The following is a 20,146-nucleotide window of genomic DNA, read 5'->3' as shown; positions in this document are numbered from 1 at the left end:
TCCTAAAAGGTCGGGGACTGCCTGCGCCTTGCAAAAATAAAAACAAGAGGGAGCAACAGATGATTCGGACACAGAAAAACCTGCTGTTGGGCGGTGGCCTTCTGGCCGCAAGCCAGGCCATGGCTGGCGATTTACTGCTGTGGCAGACCAACAGTCTGAGCTATTTGTACGGCAAGGATTTTGCGGTCAACCCGTCGATCCAGCAGACGATAACCTTTGAGCATGCCGACCGCTGGAAGTACGGCGACAACTTTCTGTTCGTCGACAGCACTTACTACAACGGCGAGAAAGACCGGAACAAAGGCGTTCACGCCTATTACGGCGAGTTCAGCCCCCGCCTCTCCTTCGGCAAAATCCTCGACCGCCGTTTCGAGTTCGGCCCGATCAAGGACGTGTTGCTGGCCATGACCTACGAGAATGGCGAAGACGACACCGAGGCCTACCTGATCGGCCCCGGTTTCGACCTCGCGGTTCCCGGCTTCAACTTTTTCACCTTGAACTTCTACTATCGCCAGACCGAAGGCTCGCGCCCTGGCGACGATGTCTGGCAGATCACGCCGGCCTGGTCCTACTCCCTGCCATTGGGCAACTCGAACCTGTTGATCGACGGCTACATCGACTGGGTCGTGGATAACGACCAGAACTCACAGGGCACCTACCACGCCAACTTGCACGTCAACCCGCAGATCAAGTACGACCTTGGCAAGGCCCTGGGCTGGCGGGAGAAACAGGTGTACGTCGGCGTCGAGTACAGCTATTGGAAAGACAAGTACGGCATCGAAAACAACGGCAACTTCGACACCAATGAAAACACCACCAGCCTGCTGCTGAAGGTGCACTTTTAAGATGGCCCGCAACCGTGCTCCAAACCTGTCGTCGGTGCGCTGTTGCGGGGCACTTGAGACCTGGCCAAGGAGTCAGTATTCTCCGCGGCCGCCTGAATCCGCTTTAAAAAAAAGCCCGGATTTAATTCCTGACCAGAAAGCCAACTTATCCCGGCTCTGCACGGTTCCAAGGCATTCCAAAACCCCTCTCAATCGACTGCTCTTGAGCAGCCGAGCGGGAGTTTTTTGGCTTTTCGAACGCCTTGGCTCAGCTCTTGCTATCAGCACTGAAGCTGACCGACTGGATGATTTTTTACCGCTACAGAAAAAGGCGCCACACCAGAGCGTCGACCTTAGAAAAATAACGTGGAACCACCTACTTTTTGGGAGCAACCGAATGAAACGTACGTGCACCAGCCTGATGCTCGCGGGATCGTTACTGGCCGGGGGCCAGGCCATGGCCGGCGACTTGCTGCAATGGCAGGACAACAGCCTGACTTATCTGTATGGCAAGGACTTCCAGGTCAACCCGCGCATTCAGCAGACGGTGACCTTCGAACACGCCGACGGCTGGAAATATGGCGACAACTTCTTCTTCATCGACAAGATCTTCTACAACGGCAAGGAAGACGCCTTCGCCGGTGAGAACACCTACTACGGCGAATTCAGCCCGCGTCTGTCGTTCAACAAGATCTTCGACCAGAAGCTTACGTTTGGCCCGGTCAAAGACGTGCTGCTGGCCATGACTTACGAGTTCGGGGAAAACGATACCGAGTCCTACCTGATCGGTCCCGGTTTCGACCTGGCGATCCCTGGGTTCGACTACTTCCAGCTGAACTTCTACAACCGCCATACCGAAGGCGACCGTCCGGGTGACAACATCTGGCAGGTCACCCCGGTCTGGTCCTACACCATTCCGGTCGGCGACTCGAACATCCTGATCGATGGTTTCATGGACTGGGTGGTCGACAACGACGTCAACAAAAAAGGCGAATATCACGCCAACCTGCACTTCAATCCGCAGGTCAAATACGACCTGGGCAAGGCACTGAACCTGGGCGAAAAGCAGTTGTACGTCGGCGTCGAGTATGACTACTGGAAAAACAAGTACGGCATCGAAGACAGCCAGGGTTTCAAGACTGATCAGAGCGTGACCAGTTTCCTGGTCAAGGTTCACTTCTGATCCGACGGCGTCTCTAAGGACGCCATCGCTAGCAGGCTAGCTCCCACAGTTGATCTTCGTCGCGCTGAAGATCCCCTGTGGGAGCTAGCCTGCTAGCGATAGCAACACCGCCGATCTCAGGCCGTAACCACAGGCTCCGCCAACCCGAGAAACCGGCACAACTCCCCGCGCTTGGCCAACGCATCCCGTCGCCCCAGATCAATCAGCTCGCTGCAATAACCCGCCTCGAACAGCAGATAACTCAACACCCCCGCCCCGCTCGTCTTGGTCGCCCCCGGCCCGCGCAGAAACAGGCGCAACGCCGCTGGCAATTCCTGCCGATGCCGCGCGGCAATTTCATCGATCGGCTGACTCGGCGAAATCACCAACACGTCCACTGGCGCCACGCCCAACGCGCGCATCGGCGTGCCATCGGGCAGCAAGTGACTGAACTGATTCAGACGCTGCAGCAACTCGATGTCACTTTCCAGACTGTCAATGAACGTGCTGTTGAGCATGTGCCCGCCGATCTGCGCGAGGGTGGGCTGCTGACCGGTGTAGGCGCGTTGCAGCGGTTGCTCCGGGTCGACCCCGCGCGGGTTGCCGCTGACGCCCACCACCAGCACGCGGCTGGCGCCCAGGTGCAGGGCCGGGCTGATCGGTGCCGATTGGCGCACCGCGCCATCGCCGAAATACTCTTCGCCGATTTTTACCGGTGCGAACAACAAGGGAATCGCTGAACTGGCCAGCAAGTGATCGACGGTCAATTGCGTGGGCACGCCGATCCGCCGATGGCGCAACCAGGCATCGATGGTGCCGCCGCCCTGATAGAACGTGACGGCCTGCCCGGACTCGTAACCGAACGCCGTGACCGCCACCGCCTGCAACTGCTTCTGGGCGATGGCCTCGGCGATGCCGTTCATGTGCAATTTGTCGTTGAGCAACCCGCGCAGCGGCGAACTGTTGAGCAAGGCCACCGGAACCTGAGCGCCGATGCCGAGCAAACTGTGGCTGACGAAGCGGCTGGCCTGATGGATCACGCCCGGCCAGTCGCTGCGCAGCACCAAGTGACTGCGAAAACCCTGCCAGAACGCAGTCAGGCGCTCGATCGCGCCACGAAAGTCCATCGCCCCACTGGCCAGGCTCACTGCGTTGATCGCCCCGGCCGAGGTACCGACAATCACCGGAAACGGATTCGCCGCGCCCACTGGCAGCAACTCCGCAATCGCCGCCAGCACGCCCACCTGATACGCCGCCCGAGCCCCGCCGCCGGAAAGAATCAACCCTGTAACCGGTTCAGCAGGACTCATCGCAACACTCCATGGTGCAAAAAAGGGATCAGCCGCGTTTCTTGTACAGCTTCGGCTCGCCCGGTGGACGGCTCTTGAAGCGCCGATGGGCCCAGAGGTATTGCTCGGGGCACTCACGCAGAGCACCTTCGACCCATTGATTGATGCGCAGGCAATCGGCCTCTTCGGTCTCGCCAGGGAAACCTTCGAGCGGTGGGTGGATCATCAACCGATAGCCGCTGCCGTCCGCCAGACGCTCCTGAGTGAATGGCACGACAAGCGCCTTGCCCAGCCGGGCGAATTTGCTGGTGGCCGTGACCGTCGCGGCCTGAATCCCGAACAGCGGCACAAAGATGCTCTGCTTGGCGCCGTAGTCCTGATCCGGTGCGTACCAGATCGCCCGACCGGCCCGCAGCAATTTGAGCATGCCGCGCACGTCGTCGCGCTCCACGGCCAGCGAATCGAGGTTGTGCCGCTCGCGGCCCCGGCGCTGGATGTAGTCGAACAAAGGATTCTTGTGTTCGCGGTACATGCCGTCGATGGTGTGCTGCTGCCCCAACAGCGCCGCGCCGATTTCCAGCGTGGTGAAATGCACCGCCATCAGGATCACGCCCTTGCCTTCGCGCTGGGCCTTTTTCAGGTGCTCCAGGCCTTCGACATGGGCCAGCTTCGCCAGACGCTGACGCGACCACCACCAGCTCATGGCCATTTCAAAGAAAGCGATGCCGGTGGAGGCGAAGTTTTCCTTGAGCAGGCGCTTGCGCTCGTCGGCGGACTTTTCAGGGAAACACAGTTCCAGATTGCGTTTGGCAATGCGCCGTCGGTCGCCGGCCAGCCGATACATCAAGGCGCCCAACAAGCGACCGATGAACAGCAGCGCCGGATATGGCAACTGAACAATCAGCCACAACAGCCCCAAGCCACACCACAGTGGCCAGAAACGCGGCATAAGAAATGTTTTTCGAAAACGCGGGCGATCCATTAAAGGTTCCGGAAAGACAATGGCCGCGCATTCTACATCGTTCGACCCGGCTTGCGGCTTGCGGGCGTTCTCGTTATAAGTCTCGGCACTTTTAGTGACAAGCCGTTGTATGCCGACCATGAGCCAAACCGAACCGCAAGACCAGGATCCCGTGTTCCAGTTGAAGGGCAGCATGCTCGCCATTACGGTGCTGGAACTGGCCCGCAACGACCTCGAGAACCTTGATCGGCAACTGGCCGCCAAGGTCGCCCAGGCGCCTAATTTCTTCAGCAATGCGCCGCTGGTGCTGGCCCTGGACAAACTCCCGGCCAGCGAAGGCGCGGTCGATCTGCCGGGCCTGATGCGCGTGTGCCGCCAGCATGGCCTGCGCACCCTGGCGATCCGTGCCAGCCGCATCGAAGACATCGCCGCCGCCATCGCGGTGGATTTGCCGGTGCTGCCGCCATCCGGCGCCCGTGAGCGTCCCCTCGACCCGCTCGAAGGCCAGGTGAAGAAAAAGCCGGAAAAGCCGCCAGAGCCGACCATCAAACCGACGAAAATCATCACGTCGCCAGTACGTGGTGGCCAGCAGATTTATGCCCAGGGCTGCGACCTGGTGGTGATCTCCTCGGTCAGCCCGGGTGCGGAACTTCTCGCCGATGGGAACATCCATGTATACGGTCCGATGCGCGGTCGCGTGCTGGCCGGGGTCAAAGGCGACACGAAAGCCAGGATTTTCTGTCAGCAGATGAGCGCTGAACTGGTCTCCATCGCCGGCCACTACAAGGTTTCCGAGGATTTGCGCCGTGACCCTTTGTGGGGCGCGGGCGTGCAAGTCAGCCTGTCAGGCGACGTGTTGAACATCATTCGGCTTTAACGGATACTGCCGCATTTTCCAAGCATCTCTAAAACGTAGCGAAAACGGCTCAAACGAAGTAGGAAAAAGGCCAAACGCAGTGTTTATCGCTGTTCTGGACCGGATTCCAGCCAAGGCTGTCCGACTGCAGTAGTTTTTCAAGAGATGTTTTTCAGGGGCTAAAAGTCCTTTTTCCTTAGGGGTGAAACACCTTGGCCAAGATTCTAGTGGTTACATCCGGCAAGGGTGGTGTGGGTAAGACCACCACCAGCGCCGCTATCGGTACCGGCCTCGCACTGCGCGGCCACAAAACAGTGATCGTCGACTTCGACGTCGGTTTGCGTAACCTCGACCTGATCATGGGTTGCGAGCGCCGTGTGGTGTATGACTTCGTCAACGTTGTGAACGGCGAAGCCAACCTGCAACAAGCCCTGATCAAAGACAAACGCCTGGAAAACCTCTACGTCCTGGCCGCCAGTCAGACCCGCGACAAAGACGCGCTGACCGTGGAAGGCGTGGAAAAAGTCCTGATGGCGTTGAAAGAAGACTTCGAATACGTGGTCTGCGACTCCCCGGCCGGCATCGAGAAAGGCGCCCACCTGGCCATGTACTTCGCTGATGAAGCGATTATCGTGACCAACCCGGAAGTGTCCTCGGTACGTGACTCGGATCGCATGCTGGGCCTGTTGGCCAGCAAATCCCGTCGCGCCGAAAACGGCGAAGACCCGATCAAGGAACACTTGCTGCTGACCCGCTACAACCCGCAGCGCGTCAGCGATGGCGAAATGCTGGGCGTTGAAGACGTCAAGGAAATCCTGGCGGTTGCCCTGCTGGGTGTCATCCCGGAATCCCAAGCGGTACTCAAGGCTTCCAACTCGGGCGTGCCCGTGATTCTCGACGACCAGAGCGACGCCGGTCAGGCATACAGCGATGCAGTCGATCGTCTGCTGGGCAAGGAAAAGCCGCATCGATTTATCGATATCACGAAGAAGGGCTTCTTCGAGCGCCTGTTTGGAGGTAGATAATGAATCTTTTTGACTTCTTTCGTGCCAGCAAAAAGGTCAGCACCGCGTCGGTAGCGAAAGAGCGTCTACAGATCATCGTGGCGCATGAACGCGGCCAACGCAGTACACCGGACTACTTGCCAGCCTTGCAGAAGGAACTGGTGGAAGTAATCCGCAAGTACGTCAATATCGGGTCCGACGACGTGCATGTCGCGCTGGAAAACCAGGGCAGCTGCTCGATCCTGGAACTCAATATCACCCTGCCGGATCGCTAGTCGGTCCAGCGGGAGCCACGGCGGCTCAGGCCCTTACGCTTTTGTAGGAGCGAAACTTGCTCGCGAAGCAGGCAACTCGGTGTATCTGATAGACCGAGATGATGTGTTCGCGAGCAAGCTTCGCTCCTACGGATGCGGGGGCCTGAGTCGCCGTTGGCGTTTGTTACGAGGCTGTTTTAATGCCGTTGTCCAACATCCGCATCATCCATCAGGACGCCGCCGTACTGGTGGTGGATAAACCGACCCTGCTGCTCTCTGTCCCTGGCCGGGCCGATGACAACAAGGACTGCCTGATCACCCGCCTGCAAGAAAACGGCTACCCGGAAGCGCGAATCGTCCATCGCCTGGACTGGGAAACGTCCGGCATCATCCTGTTGGCCCGTGACCCGGACACTCATCGCGAGTTGTCTCGGCAATTTCACGACCGCGAAACCGAAAAAGCCTACACCGCCCTGTGCTGGGGACAACCGGAACTGGACAGCGGCAGCATCGACCTGCCCTTGCGCTACGATCCGCCGACCAAGCCACGCCACGTGGTGGACCACGAGTTCGGCAAACACGCCCTGACCTTCTGGCGAGTGCTGGAACGTTGTGGCGACTGGTGCCGCGTCGAACTGACGCCGATCACCGGCCGTTCCCACCAGCTACGCGTACACATGCTTTCCATCGGCCACCCGCTGCTGGGTGACGGGCTCTACGCCCACGAACAGGCCCTGGCCGCCTGGCCGCGCCTGTGCCTGCACGCCAGCATGCTCAGCTTCACCCATCCTCAGACCGGCGAACGCTTGCGTTTCGAATGCCCGGCACCGTTTTAAGCACTGCCTGACACGCAGTCGCCCGTTTTGAAAGGATCCCCATCCGGATGCGTTTTACCGATTCCCTGGCAACACCCGTCAAGAAAACCCGACACCAACTGCTCTACCTGATCTACGGCAACCAGGACGTTTACCGGCGTGAAGCCAAGTTCAGTATCTTGACCGCGCTGTCCCACGCGAAGAACGGCAAGCTCCCGAGCATCCGAATCCTCACGGATCGTCCTCAGGACTACGCCGGCTGGCCGGTCGAAACGGTCATGCTGACCCAGGAAACCCTGACCCTGTGGCAAGGCGAAAACGGCTATCACCATCGTCGCAAGGCCTGCGCGATTGCCGCCGGCCTGCAGCATGCTGAAAAAACCCTGTTCGTCGACACCGACACGCTGTTCACCAGCGACCCGAACCTGATCTTCAACCAGATTCAGCCGCAGCACTACTTGATGGATCGCTTCGAGTACGACTGGCAGGACGTGTGTGAACGTCCCGACTATGTGAAGCTCGGCGGTTGCCTGCAGGCTCACGGCGTCAGCGCGGACAATGGTTTCAAGCTGTACAACAGCGGATTGTGCGGCGTGACCGACCGCGACAGCGCCCTGTTCGAAGAGTCGATCACGCTCATCGACGAATGGACCCGGGACGGCTTCGACATCCACACCATCGAGCAGATCGCCCTGTCGTTCGCCATGCGCGACAAACCGGTTCATGAAGCGAAAAAATACATCTATCACTACTTCGCGGAAAAACGCTTTTTCCATGCGATGCAAGCGTATTTCTTTTCTCAGCATGGCGAGCGGTTCAGCCAGGAGCTGGTCGAACTGTGCCAGGACGTGCCGCGGGTCAAACCCTTCCCATCGGCCTGGCAGCGCCTGAAAATCAAATGGAAGCTGCGTAACCAGAGTGGCGCCCTGCGCAAAGTCGGCCGCGATCTGCTTTACGGCAGCGCGGCACCCGATCATCCGTACTACACGGCCTGCCGCCACGAATGGTGGGAATGTGCCTCGCGGGAGATCCTTCGCTGGGACAAGGCTCAACAGAAAAAGCTGCTGGAGACTCATCAGAACGCCTGGCCCCCGCAATTGCCCAAGCCAGAAAAGCCCGAAGATGAGCGGATTATCATGAAGTACCTGAAAAAGCGGGTAGAGGCTGCCAGCTGACGTGACCGGTTCACGTCATGCCCAAAGGCCTCGGCCAATACGTTAAACTCCCGCCCACTGCTGTCTGGAGCTTCTTATGCGCGAAGAGTTGAACCAAGGCCTGATCGACTTCCTCAAGGCCTCCCCTACCCCGTTCCATGCCACTGCCAGCCTCGTTCAGCGTCTGGAAGCGGCGGGTTTTGTGCGCCTTGACGAGCGCGAGCCCTGGACCACTGAAGCCAACGGTCGTTACTACGTCACCCGCAATGACTCGTCGATCGTCGCGATCAAGATGGGACGGCATTCGCCGCTGCATGGCGGCATTCGCCTGGTCGGCGCCCACACCGACAGCCCGTGCCTGCGGGTCAAACCCCAGCCGGAATTGCAGCGCCAGGGTTTCTGGCAACTGGGCGTCGAAGTCTACGGCGGTGCGCTGCTGGCGCCGTGGTTTGACCGCGACTTGTCCCTGGCCGGCCGCGTGACGTTCCGCCGCGACGGCAAGGTCGAGAGCCAACTGATCGACTTCAAGGCGCCGATCGCCACCATCCCGAACCTGGCGATCCACCTCAATCGTGAAGCCAATATGGGTTGGGCCATCAACGCCCAGACCGAACTGCCCCCGATCCTCGCGCAATTTGCCGGTGACGAGCGTGTGGACTTCCGCGCCGTGCTCACCAATCAGCTGGCGCTGGAACATGGCCTGAATGCCGACGTGGTGCTCGACTACGAGCTGAGCTTCTACGACACTCAGAGCGCCGCCATTATCGGTTTGCATGGCGACTTCATCGCGGGCGCGCGCCTGGACAACTTGCTGTCGTGCTATGCCGGCCTGCAAGCCTTGCTGACTGCGGAAACCGACGAAACCTGCGTGCTGGTGTGCAACGACCACGAAGAAGTCGGTTCCTGCTCGGCGTGCGGGGCCGATGGTCCGATGCTCGAGCAAACCTTGCGTCGCCTGCTGCCTGAAGGTGACGAATTCGTGCGCACCATTCAGAAATCCTTGCTGGTCTCGGCCGACAATGCCCACGGCGTGCACCCCAACTATGCGGAAAAGCACGACGCCAACCACGGCCCGAAACTCAACGCCGGCCCGGTGATCAAGGTCAACAGCAACCAGCGCTACGCCACCAACAGCGAAACCGCCGGGTTCTTCCGCCATCTGTGCATGGCCGAAGAAGTGCCGGTGCAAAGCTTCGTGGTGCGCAGCGACATGGGCTGCGGCTCGACTATCGGCCCGATCACCGCCAGCCACCTGGGCGTGCGCACCGTGGACATCGGCCTGCCGACGTTCGCCATGCACTCGATCCGTGAACTGTGCGGCAGCCACGACTTGGCCCACTTGGTCAAAGTGCTGAGCGCGTTCTACGCCTGCCAGGAATTGCCGTAATTTCGCGCCAATGAATGGCCGGAATGCTATCTGTGGCGAGGGAGCTTGCTCCCGCTCGACTGCGCAGCAGTCGCAACCCCCGGTGAATGCGTGCTGTCTGAAAGATCGCGATAGCTGGGTTTGGGGTTGCTTCGCAACCCAGCGGGAGCAAGCTGCCTCGCCACAATGATCGCGCCGCATTCATGATTGATCTCTGACCACCGGTCGCCCAAAAGCCACCTAGACTTAAGCTATCCCCTTCGACAAGGCAGTCACCCATGATCTCGATGTCTTCATTCCATGCCATGCTGATCCCCATTCTCGCCGGGATGATCTTGCTGGCAATCGGCTTCAACTTCCGCGACAAAAACGCCGGCGTGTTCGCCATGTGGATCGGCATGCTGACGATCCTCGCCACCGTGGTGTTCAAGATCCTCGCCAAACTCAACGAATAAATCCTGTCCCTGGCTCGCATTGATTTTGACGGGCTCGTACACTCGGCCGATCCGTCCCCCCCGAGGTTGACCGCCTAGTGTTCGCTCGTCTTTTCGCCCTGCCGTGTTTCCTCCTTGTCTGCCTGATGACGCTGCTGCCGATGGCGCCTGCCCAGGCGGTCGGTTTGCCGGGCTTGCTCAACAGTTCGGCAAAGGCCCAGCCAGAAGCGCAAGAACCGCTGGGCCAATCACTGGACGAAGTCATCAAGTCGCTGGAGAACGATCAGCAGCGGAGCAAACTGCTGGCGGACCTGAAAAAGCTGCGCGACGTCACCAAAAAAGCTCAGCCGGCCGCCGAAGAAGGCGTGCTCGGCCTGATCGGCGGCACACTGGCCACCTTCGAAAAACAGTTTTCCGGTGCCGACAGCCCGCTCACGCGCTGGTCCGAAGAATTTGACCTGGCCAAAGACGAACTGACCGCGCTGATGCTGCCGGCCAACGAGTGGCTGCCGATCATCTTTGCCTTCGCCATGATTCTGATGGTCTGGAGCCTGCTGGCCGCTGCGCTGATCTGGGTCAGTCACCGGGTGCGCATGCGCTTCGGCCTCACCGAAGAACTGCCGCAACACCCCAAGGCCCTGGACATGTTGCGCTTCGCCCTGCGCAAACTCGGGCCGTGGCTGATTGCCTTGGTCATCACGGTCTACATGAGCTATGCCCTGCCCTCATCCTTGGGCAAAAGCCTGGCCATGGTGCTGGCCTACGCGCTGGTGGTCGGCACCTGTTTTTCGGCGATCTGCGTGATCGCGTTTTCCTTGCTCGACGGCCCGCATCGTCATCGGGCCTTGTACATCCTGCGCCATCAAGCCTTTCGACCGTTGTGGCTGATCGGCAGTTTCGCCGCATTCGGTGAAGCACTGAGCGATCCGCGCCTGGTCGCCAGCCTGGGCAGTCACCTGGCCCACTCCGCCGCCACCGTCGCCAACGTCCTGGCGGCGCTGTCCACCGGGCTGTTCATCCTGCGTTTCCGCCGCCCCATCGCCCACCTGATCCGCAACCAGCCGTTGTCCCGACGTCTGACGCGCCGCGCGCTCAGCGACACCATCGAGATTCTCGGCACCTTCTGGTACGTGCCCGCGCTGGTGCTGGTGGGCATCTCGCTGTTCGCCACCTTCGTCTCGGCGGGCGACACCAGCACCGCATTGCGCCAGGCGCTGATCTGCACCGTGCTGCTGGTGTTGTGCATGGTCATCAACGGCCTGGTTCGTCGTCATTCGCTTAAACCGCAAAAGGGTGTGAAGCGTCATGCGCTGTATTCAGAGCGCCTGAAAAGTTTCTTCTACACCCTCGCCCATCTCGTGGTCTGGCTGGTGTTCATCGAACTGGGCCTGCGAGTCTGGGGCATGTCGCTGATTGCCTTCACCGAAGGCGAAGGCCATGAAGTCAGCGTCAAACTGTTCAGCCTCGCCGGTACGCTGATTTTTGCCTGGCTGATCTGGATCCTCAGCGACACCGCGGTGCACCACGCCCTCACCCGCTCGCGCAAAGGCCTGGCCAACGCCCGCGCGCAGACAATGATGCCGCTGATCCGCAACGTGCTGTTCGTGGCGATTTTCATCATTGCGCTGATCGTCGCGCTGGCGAACATGGGCATGAACGTCACGCCACTGCTGGCCGGTGCCGGCGTGATCGGCCTGGCCATCGGTTTCGGTGCGCAATCGCTGGTCGCGGATTTGATCACCGGCCTGTTCATCATCATCGAAGATTCCCTGGCTATCGATGACTACGTGGATGTCGGCGGCCACCTCGGCACTGTCGAAGGCCTGACCATCCGCACCGTTCGCCTGCGGGACATCGACGGCATCGTCCATACCATTCCGTTCAGCGAAATCAAAAGCATCAAGAACTACTCCCGGGAATTCGGCTACGCGATCTTCCGGGTGGCGGTGCCCGCCAGCATGGACATCGACGAGGCGATCAAACTGATGCGCGAAGTCGGCCAGAAAATGCGCACCGACCCGCTGCAACGGCGCAATATCTGGTCGCCACTGGAGATCCAGGGTGTCGAAAGTTTCGAGTCGGGCAACGCGATTCTTCGGGCGCGGTTCAAGACTGCACCGATCAAGCAGTGGGAAGTTTCACGGGCGTTCAATCTGTCGCTGAAGCGGCATCTGGATGAGGCCGGGATGGACCTGGCGATGCCGCGAATGAGTGTGCAGGTGCTGACGGCCGGTGGTGGGCCGCAGAAGGATGTATCTGCTACTTGATTGATAGGGTGGCTGTGAGGACGCCATCGCGAGCAGGCTCACTCCTACATTTGAAATGCATTCCAATGTAGGAGTGAGCCTGCTCGCGATGGGAGCGACGCGGTCTCCCTGGCTAAACCACATCCACCCCGACATGAATCGCATCATGGCGCCAAAACTCCAGGTCGCAATCGATCAACCGCTCGTGCTGATCGTAGTTGACCCGAGCAATCCGCAACCCCGGGCTCCCCACCGACACCCGTAACGCTGCCGCCGCATCCACCGACAACGCCGTCGGCACGATCTCGAAACGCACCCGACCGTAGTGCAAGTCGTAATGCCTGGCGTACAACTCGGTGATCGACTGATTCAGATCGAAATCCAGAATCCCCGGAAAGTACTGCGGATTCAGGTAGTGCTCCACATAGAGCACCAGCCGCTCATCAATGCGCCGCGCCCGGCAGATCTGAATCACACTGGACAGCGCCGGCAACTGCAACCACGCACACACCGCCGCCGACGCCGGTTGCAACCGCGCCGAAATCACCTCGGTGGACGGCACCCGCCCCTGCGCGCTGACCATCGCGTGAAAGTGACTGCGCTGCATCAAGTTGTAAGCCAGACGCGGTGGCGACACGAACCAGCCACGGCGTTCCTCCCGATAAATCTGCCCTTGGGCTTCCAGTTGCAGCAAGGCTTCACGCACGGTGATACGCGTGGTGCCGAACAACTCACTGAGCTTGCGCTCGGCCGGCAGTTTGCTCCCGGGCGCCAACAGGCCATGGTCGAGCTGTTCTTGCAGAACCTGCCCGATGGCTGTCACCGCTTTGGTTGTCTCGATGCGCATCAACGTTACCTATCTGGACTAGACCAGCACTGTTTCGGGGCAGAACCGTGATTCAAACTGGCTCTATCAACTCCCTGCAAGCCTAGGCACTGCTTGTGACTGGCAGATGACAAAGCCGCCGAACGGTTGCGCCAGACACCTGCAAATTCACGGCCAAGTCCTTTCGTATCAGCCCTTTAGCCATGGTCTACGCTTACTCGCAAGCCTGAGCATCACCGCTCGAAAAATGTAGGCCGACCGATCGTCGACATCAAAATGTCATCAGCGGCGCCTAAATTGGCTCAGGTATTGCTGACCTAGACCAACACAACCGCAATCGCAGCGTTGAAAACGCCCAAAGGAGCTTCGGATGAAAAAGCTTTTCCTGGCATCACTGTTAGGCTCGACCATTGCCATGTGCAGCGCCGCCATGGCCGCTGATGATATGAAAACCCTGGAAGCCGCTGCGAAAGCGGAAGGTGCGGTCAATAGCGTCGGCATGCCCGATGACTGGGCCAACTGGAAAGGCACCTGGGCAGACCTGGCCACGAAATACGGCTTGAAACACATCGACACCGACATGAGCTCGGCGCAGGAAATCGCCAAGTTCGCCGCCGAGAAAGACAACGCCAGTGCCGACATCGGCGACGTCGGCGCAGCCTTCGGCCCGATCGCGGTCAAACAAGGCGTGGTGCAACCCTACAAGCCAAGCACCTGGGACCAGATCCCGGACTGGGCCAAGGACAAGGACGGCAACTGGGCACTGGCGTACACCGGCACCATCGCGTTCATCATCAACAAGAAGCTGCTGCACGGTTCCGAAGCTCCGACCAAGTGGGCGGATCTGAAAACCGGTAAATACAAGGTGTCGATCGGTGACGTGAGCACCGCCGCCCAGGCCGCCAACGGTGTACTGGCCGCCGCACTGGCCAACGGTGGCGACGAAAAGAACCTGCAGCCAGCGTTGTTGCTGTTCGCAGATATCGCCAAGCAGGGCCGCCTGTCCATGGCCAACCCGACCATCGCCACGATGGAAAAGGGTGAAATCGAAGTCGGCGTGGTCTGGGATTTCAACGGCCTGAGCTACAAGGCCAAGATGGCGAACCCCGATGACTACGTGGTGCTGATCCCTTCCGACGGTTCGGTGATTTCCGGCTACACCACCATCATCAACAAATACGCGAAGAACCCGAACGCCGCCAAGCTGACCCGCGAATACATCTTCAGCGATGCCGGTCAGATCAACCTGGCGAAAGGTAATGCCCGTCCAATCCGCGCCGAGCACATCAAGCTGCCGGCTGACGTCCAGGCCAAGCTGCTGCCAAACGAGCAGTACAAAAAGGTCACGCCGATCAAAGACGCGGATGCGTGGGAAAAGACTTCCAAGGCTTTGCCGCAGAAGTGGAACGAAGAAGTCCTCGTCGAAATGAAATAACCCTGTAGCCCGACTTCTGTCGGGCTGATGGAGATCCAAATGCAGGAGCGAGCCTGCTCGCGAAAAGCGGACTGACATTCAACACCTGTGTTGACTGACTCGACGCCTTCGCGAGCAGGCTCGCTCCCACAATGGACCGTGGTGAATTCAAGTTTTATGAATGTCTGTTTCGCGGAGTTTTTGCCCCTATGAAGCACAACGTCATCCTTGTCGTGCTCGACGGCCTCAACTATGAAGTCGCGCGCCACGCCTTGGGGCACCTGCAGGCTTACGTCGGCGCAGGACGCGCGGCACTCTACAAACTGGAGTGCGAACTGCCGGCCCTGTCCCGACCGCTTTACGAATGCATCCTCACCGGCGTCCCGCCCATCGAGAGCGGCATCGTCCACAACAACGTCGCGCGCCTGTCCAACCAGCGCAGCATTTATCACTACGCCACGGATGCCGGCCTGACTACCGCCGCCGCGGCCTATCACTGGGTCAGCGAGTTGTATAACCGCTCGCCGTTCGAGGCCGCCCGGGATCGTCACACCGACAACCCCGACCTGCCGATCCAGCACGGTCACTTCTACTGGAACGATCACTACCCGGATTCGCACCTGTTCGCCGACGCTGAAAACCTGCGTCTGCGCCACGCGCCCAACTTTTTGTTGATCCACCCCATGAACATCGACGACGCCGGGCACAAGCACGGCCTCGACACCCCGCAATACCGCAACAGTGCCCGCTCGGTGGACATTATCCTGGCCGACTACCTGCAAACCTGGCTCGACGCCGGCTACCAAGTGCTGGTGACCGCCGACCACGGCATGAACAACGACCGCTCGCACAACGGCCTGCTGGCGGAAGAACGGGAAGTGCCGCTGTTTGTCCTGGGCGATGCCTTCAGCTTCAACACCAGCGCCGCGCCCAAACAGACTGACATCTGCGGCACGGTCTGCGAACTGCTGGGCGTGGCCCACGACAAACCTGTCTGCCGGGAGCTGCTCAAGTGAATGCCATGACCCGTGGTAAATGGCTGGCAGCGTTGTGCCTGGTGCCTTTCGCTCTGTTTTTTATCGTGTTCGAGATCGCGCCGCTGGTCTGGGTAATGATCAACAGCCTGCAATCGGAAGAGTTCGGCTGGGGCCTGGCCAACTTCACCAAGATCTTCAATTCGAAGTTCTATCTGCAAGCGATCCAGTACAGCCTCGAGATCAGTTTCTGGTCCAGCGTATTCGGGATCATCATCGCGGTGCTCGGCGCCTATTCCCTGCGCCGGGTCGACTCGAAACTGCGTAACTTCGTGAATGCTTTCGCCAACATGACCAGCAACTTCGCCGGCGTGCCCCTGGCCTTTGCCTTCATCATTTTGCTGGGGTTCAACGGCAGCTTCACCATCATGCTCAAGCAGGCCGGGATCATTCAGGACTTCAACCTGTATTCGAAAACCGGGCTGATCATTCTCTACACCTACTTCCAGATTCCATTGGGCGTGCTGCTGCTTTATCCGGCGTTCGATGCCTTGCGCGAAGACTGGCGTGAGTCCGCCGAACTGCTCGGCGCCAACGGCTGGCAGTTCTGGCGCCACATCGGTTTGCCGGTGCTGACCCCTGCGCTGCTCGGCACTTTCGTGATTTTGCTGGCCAACGCGCTTGGCGCCTACGCCACGGTTTACGCGCTGACCACCGGCAACTTCAACGTACTGCCGATCCGCATCGCGGCGATGGTGTCCGGCGACATTTCCCTGGATCCGAACCTGGCCAGCGCCCTGGCCGTGGTACTCGTGGCGTTGATGACCCTGGTGACCATCGTGCATCAGCTGCTGTTGAAGAGGAGCTACCATGTCTCGCGCTGAACTGGGCCCCGCCGGTGTCTATCACCGGGTGGTGGTGTACGTGCTGTTTGCCATTCTGTTGTTGCCGCTGGCCGGGACGTTGATCTACTCGATCGCCAGCAGTTGGTCGGCGACCATTCTGCCCAGTGGCTTTACCTTCAAGTGGTACATCCAGCTGTGGAGCGATCCGCGCTTTCTGCATGCCTTCGGTCAGTCGCTACTCGTCTGCGTCGGCGCGTTGATTCTGTCAGTGGTGCTGATTCTGCCGCTGCTGTTCGTGGTGCATTACCACTTCCCCAAACTCGATGCGCTGATGAACATCCTGATCCTGCTGCCCTTCGCGGTGCCGCCGGTGGTGTCCTCGGTGGGGCTGTTGCAGCTCTACGGTTCCGGGCCGTTTGCGATGGTCGGTACGCCGTGGATTCTGATCGGCTGCTACTTCACCATCGCGCTGCCGTTCATGTACCGGGCGATCACCAACAACCTGCAAGCGATCAACCTGCGCGACCTGATGGACGCCGCACAACTGCTCGGTGCCAGCACCTGGCAAGCCGCGTTCCTGGTGGTGCTGCCGAACCTGCGCAAGGGGTTGATGGTGGCATTGCTGCTGTCGTTCTCGTTCCTGTTCGGTGAATTCGTGTTCGCCAACATCCTGGTCGGCACCCGCTACGAAACCTTGCAGGTCTACCTCAACAACATGCGTAACAGCAGCGGCCACTTCACCAGTGCGCTGGTGATTTCCTACTTCTTCTTTGTGCTGGTTCTGACCTGGGCGGCCAATATCTTGAACAAGGACAAAAGCGAATGAGCTATGTCAGCGTCCAACATCTTCAAAAAAATTACGCGGGCACCACCGTCTTCAGCGACATCAACTGCGAAATCCAGAAAGGTGAGTTCGTCACCCTCCTCGGCCCGTCCGGTTGCGGCAAGTCCACGCTGTTGCGTTGCATCGCCGGCCTGACGTCGGTGGATGGCGGCAAGATTCTGCTGGAGGGCGTCGATCTGGTTCCGATGAGCCCACAGAAACGCGGGATTGGCATGGTGTTCCAGAGTTATGCACTGTTCCCCAACATGACCGTGGAGCAGAACATCGCCTTCGGTCTGCGCATGCAAAAGGTCAACGCCGACGACAGCCAGAAGCGTGTCGTCGAAGTGCTGAAACTGGTGGAGCTCAATGACTTCGCCGCGCGCTACCCGCATCAATTGTCGGGCGGCCAGTGCCAGCGCGTGGCCCTCGCCCGCTCATTGGTTACCCGTCCGCGGCTGTTGTTGCTGGACGAACCGCTGTCGGCCCTCGATGCGCGGATTCGCAAGCACCTGCGCGAACAGATCCGTCAGATCCAGCGTGAACTCGGTCTGACCACGATCTTCGTCACGCACGATCAGGAAGAAGCCCTGACCATGTCTGACCGGATTTTCCTGATGAATCAGGGAAAGATCGTACAGAGCGGCGACGCCGAAACCCTCTACACCGCGCCCGTGGATGTGTTTGCCGCCGGTTTCATCGGCAACTACAACCTGCTGGACGCCGACAGCGCCTCGAAACTGCTGCAACGGCCGATCAACCACCGCATCGCGATTCGCCCGGAAGCCATCGAGCTGAGCCTCAATGGCGAGCTTGATGCGCAAGTACGCAGCCACAGTTTGCTGGGCAACGTGATTCGCTATCGGGTCGAAGCCCGGGGCGTGGAATTGGTGGTGGATGTGCTGAACCGCTCGGCGGCCGATCTGCACCCCGATGGTCAGCGCCTGGCACTTTCCATCGATCCGACTGCCCTGTGTGAAGTAGCTTGAAAACAGCTGCAAGCTGCAAGCTGCGAGCGACAAGTTGTAAACTGCTCACCACCTCAATCACTTCTTGCGGCTTGAAACTTGCCGCTTGAAGCTGTTCTCGGAGAGAACCGCAATAATGGCCTTGGCAATTTTTGATCTGGACGAAACCCTGATCCACGGCGACTGCGCCACCCTCTGGAGCGCGCAAATGGGCCGCCTGGGCTGGGTCGATCCCGAGTCGTTCATGCGTCAGAACAACGAACTGATGGACGCTTACAGCCACGGCAAACTGCGCATGGAGGAGTACATGACCTTCAGCCTGGAGCCGATGATCGGGCGCACACCGGAAGAGGTCGAGCATTTGGTCGGGCCTTGGGTGGAAGACTTCATCGAGCCGATCATCTTCAGTGACGCCACCAAAGCCATCGCCGCCCATCGCAAGGCCGGTGACCGGATTCTGGTGATCTCGGCCTCGGGCACGCACTTGGTCAAGCCGATTGCCGACCGTCTGGGCATCGACGAGATTCTCGCCATCGAACTGGAAGTGACGCATGGCGTTTATAGCGGTCAGACCGTCGGCACCCTGACCTACCGCGAAGGCAAGATCGTCCGGTTGCTGGAGTGGCTGGATGCGGAAGAGGAGAATCTGGAAGGTGCGAGTTTCTATTCCGACTCGCGTAACGATTTACCGCTGCTATTGAAGGTGGATTTCCCACACGTGGTGAACCCGGATCCGGTGTTGCTTGAGCACGCCGAAAAAGCCGGCTGGCCAATCCATATCTGGAAGTAACCGATACCCCTGTAGGAGCGCCGCCCGCTCGCTCCTACAGGTTCAGTGTGTCCTTCAGGTCAGGCTTGGGTCGATTATCAGGACCAGCTTCCCCGCCACCTTATTACTCGCCAACTCCGCAAACGCCGCTTCGGCGTCCTTGATCGGGTAGGTCTTCGCCAACTGGGGACTCAACCGCCCTTCAGCAAACAACGGCCACACATGCTGGCTCAAATCACTGAACAAATCCGCCTTGAACTGCTCATCGCGACTGCGCAACGTCGAGCCCAGCAGTTGCACGCGCTTGGCCAGAACCTGCGCCAGATCCAGGTTCGCATCACGACCGCCCATCAAGCCGATCAGCACCCAGCGACCATCCAGAGCCAGCATTTTCAGGTTCAGCGCGGCGTAGTTGCCGCCGACCGGATCGAGAATCACATCGAACGGTCCCAGGTCGCGCAAGCTGTCCAGGTCGCCCGTGCGCACCACACCCCCTTGCGCACCCAGCGCTTCGCAATAAGCCAGACGCTCGGCGGAACCGACGCTGACCCAGCACGGGTTGCCAAAGGCCTTGCATAGCTGAATGGCCGCTGAACCGATTCCACTTGCTCCGGCGTGCAGAAGAACTTTCTCACCCGGTTTGAGCGCAGCGAGTTGAAACAAATTCAGCCAGACGGTCGCGTACACCTCCGGCAACGCCGCCGCCTCGGCCAGGGACAAACCTTCGGGGACCGGCAGCACATGCCGTCCGTCGACAACTACCTCTTCGGCCATCCCGCCCCCGGCCAGCAAGGCGCAGACCCGATCGCCGACCTGCCAGGACGAGCCCGGGCCGACTTCGCTGATCACCCCCGAACACTCAAGACCCAGTACCTGACTGGCTCCCGGCGGTGGCGGATAAAGCCCTGCTTTCTGTAACAAATCGGCGCGATTGAGGCCCGCTGCCGCCACTCGAATCCGAACTTGTCCTACATCGCATGTAGGACTGGGCTCTTCAACCCACTCCACTTGACCTTCCACGCCTTGCAATGCTTTCACAGTGCCTCCATAGTGAGTCTGGACTGAGCCCGTAGCTGTAGCGCCGGGCTTTCTTGCATTATGTGACCGGCCCTTTGTGGAACCGGCGACTTCAAAGACGGCCTAATATGCGTGATCAATTGTC

General features: G+C 59.7%; 20 protein-coding genes. 16 read left to right on the top strand and 4 right to left on the bottom strand.

The window, feature by feature from the left end; translation table 11 throughout:
* Positions 1-59 precede the first annotated feature (59 nt).
* A complete protein-coding gene (locus tag BLU63_RS20325; protein WP_083376035.1) occupies positions 60-845 on the top strand; it encodes an outer membrane protein OmpK in 786 nt (261 codons plus the stop codon).
* 376 nt (positions 846-1,221) lie between these two features.
* Positions 1,222-2,007: an outer membrane protein OmpK gene (locus tag BLU63_RS20320; protein ID WP_010456690.1), complete on the top strand. Its 786-nt coding sequence runs from the start codon at positions 1,222-1,224 to the stop codon at positions 2,005-2,007.
* 116 nt (positions 2,008-2,123) lie between these two features.
* Here the strand turns inward: BLU63_RS20320 and BLU63_RS20315 are convergent, their stop codons facing one another.
* Together BLU63_RS20315 and BLU63_RS20310 are read right to left on the bottom strand one after the other, a co-directional pair.
* On the bottom strand, positions 2,124-3,296 hold the full coding sequence (locus BLU63_RS20315) for a patatin-like phospholipase family protein (protein ID WP_010456692.1): 1,173 nt from the start codon (positions 3,294-3,296) through the stop codon (positions 2,124-2,126).
* Positions 3,297-3,324: 28 nt separating this feature from the next.
* Entirely contained in the window at positions 3,325-4,257 is a 933-nt protein-coding gene (locus BLU63_RS20310; RefSeq protein WP_010456694.1) for a lipid A biosynthesis lauroyl acyltransferase, read from the bottom strand.
* Positions 4,258-4,375: 118 nt separating this feature from the next.
* On the opposite strand from BLU63_RS20310, the gene minC reads away from it, so the two are divergent.
* From minC to BLU63_RS20275, 8 genes are all read left to right on the top strand, one after another.
* Positions 4,376-5,113 (top strand): septum site-determining protein MinC, encoded by a 738-nt coding sequence (gene minC / locus BLU63_RS20305; protein WP_010456696.1) that lies wholly within the window; start codon positions 4,376-4,378, stop codon positions 5,111-5,113.
* 191 nt (positions 5,114-5,304) lie between these two features.
* On the top strand, positions 5,305-6,117 hold the full coding sequence (gene minD / locus BLU63_RS20300) for a septum site-determining protein MinD (RefSeq protein WP_010456697.1): 813 nt from the start codon (positions 5,305-5,307) through the stop codon (positions 6,115-6,117).
* On the top strand, positions 6,117-6,371 hold the full coding sequence (gene minE / locus BLU63_RS20295; protein WP_007898843.1) for a cell division topological specificity factor MinE: 255 nt from the start codon (positions 6,117-6,119) through the stop codon (positions 6,369-6,371). The genes minD and minE overlap by 1 nt, the downstream gene beginning before the upstream one ends.
* A 179-nt stretch (positions 6,372-6,550) precedes the next feature.
* The gene (locus tag BLU63_RS20290) at positions 6,551-7,186 is read left to right on the top strand and encodes an RluA family pseudouridine synthase (protein ID WP_030131660.1); all 636 of its coding nucleotides are present in this window, start codon (positions 6,551-6,553) and stop codon (positions 7,184-7,186) included.
* 47 nt (positions 7,187-7,233) lie between these two features.
* Positions 7,234-8,340 (top strand): hypothetical protein, encoded by a 1,107-nt coding sequence (locus tag BLU63_RS20285; RefSeq protein ID WP_083376034.1) that lies wholly within the window; start codon positions 7,234-7,236, stop codon positions 8,338-8,340.
* 76 nt (positions 8,341-8,416) lie between these two features.
* The gene (locus tag BLU63_RS20280; RefSeq protein WP_027922480.1) at positions 8,417-9,706 is read left to right on the top strand and encodes a M18 family aminopeptidase; all 1,290 of its coding nucleotides are present in this window, start codon (positions 8,417-8,419) and stop codon (positions 9,704-9,706) included.
* 257 nt (positions 9,707-9,963) lie between these two features.
* Positions 9,964-10,140 carry a hypothetical protein gene (locus BLU63_RS33055; protein ID WP_008031437.1) on the top strand — a complete coding sequence of 59 codons (177 nt, stop codon included), beginning with the start codon at positions 9,964-9,966 and terminating at the stop codon, positions 10,138-10,140.
* Positions 10,141-10,217: 77 nt separating this feature from the next.
* Positions 10,218-12,386 (top strand): mechanosensitive ion channel family protein, encoded by a 2,169-nt coding sequence (locus BLU63_RS20275; protein WP_083376033.1) that lies wholly within the window; start codon positions 10,218-10,220, stop codon positions 12,384-12,386.
* Between the two features lie 112 nt (positions 12,387-12,498).
* Here BLU63_RS20275 and BLU63_RS20270 read toward each other — a convergent pair whose 3' ends face one another.
* Positions 12,499-13,212 (bottom strand): UTRA domain-containing protein, encoded by a 714-nt coding sequence (locus tag BLU63_RS20270; protein WP_010456716.1) that lies wholly within the window; start codon positions 13,210-13,212, stop codon positions 12,499-12,501.
* 349 nt (positions 13,213-13,561) lie between these two features.
* Between BLU63_RS20270 and BLU63_RS20265 the strand changes: the two genes are divergently transcribed.
* From BLU63_RS20265 to BLU63_RS20240, 6 genes are all read left to right on the top strand, one after another.
* A complete protein-coding gene (locus BLU63_RS20265; protein ID WP_077748162.1) occupies positions 13,562-14,626 on the top strand; it encodes an ABC transporter substrate-binding protein in 1,065 nt (354 codons plus the stop codon).
* A gap of 188 nt (positions 14,627-14,814) precedes the next feature.
* Positions 14,815-15,621, top strand: a complete 807-nt coding sequence (locus BLU63_RS20260; protein WP_010456720.1) for an alkaline phosphatase family protein — start codon at positions 14,815-14,817, stop codon at positions 15,619-15,621.
* A gap of 5 nt (positions 15,622-15,626) precedes the next feature.
* Complete coding sequence (locus BLU63_RS20255) at positions 15,627-16,463, top strand: ABC transporter permease (RefSeq protein WP_154501365.1); 837 nt, start codon at positions 15,627-15,629, stop codon at positions 16,461-16,463.
* Positions 16,450-17,250 (top strand): ABC transporter permease, encoded by an 801-nt coding sequence (locus tag BLU63_RS20250; protein WP_010456724.1) that lies wholly within the window; start codon positions 16,450-16,452, stop codon positions 17,248-17,250. The genes BLU63_RS20255 and BLU63_RS20250 overlap by 14 nt, the downstream gene beginning before the upstream one ends.
* Positions 17,247-18,236 (top strand): ABC transporter ATP-binding protein, encoded by a 990-nt coding sequence (locus BLU63_RS20245; RefSeq protein ID WP_083376032.1) that lies wholly within the window; start codon positions 17,247-17,249, stop codon positions 18,234-18,236. The genes BLU63_RS20250 and BLU63_RS20245 overlap by 4 nt, the downstream gene beginning before the upstream one ends.
* Positions 18,237-18,351: 115 nt before the next feature.
* Positions 18,352-19,005 carry an HAD family hydrolase gene (locus BLU63_RS20240; RefSeq protein WP_083376031.1) on the top strand — a complete coding sequence of 218 codons (654 nt, stop codon included), beginning with the start codon at positions 18,352-18,354 and terminating at the stop codon, positions 19,003-19,005.
* 54 nt (positions 19,006-19,059) lie between these two features.
* Here the strand turns inward: BLU63_RS20240 and BLU63_RS20235 are convergent, their stop codons facing one another.
* The gene (locus tag BLU63_RS20235) at positions 19,060-20,022 is read right to left on the bottom strand and encodes a zinc-binding dehydrogenase (protein WP_077748159.1); all 963 of its coding nucleotides are present in this window, start codon (positions 20,020-20,022) and stop codon (positions 19,060-19,062) included.
* Positions 20,023-20,146 lie beyond the last annotated feature (124 nt).

Origin of the sequence: Pseudomonas mandelii (assembly GCF_900106065.1) — a bacterium.
In the GTDB taxonomy this organism is placed as follows: Bacteria; Pseudomonadota; Gammaproteobacteria; order Pseudomonadales; family Pseudomonadaceae; genus Aquipseudomonas; species Aquipseudomonas mandelii.
The sequence above is the reverse complement of the archived record's forward strand: the minus strand, read 5'-3'. Positions and strand labels throughout refer to the sequence as shown.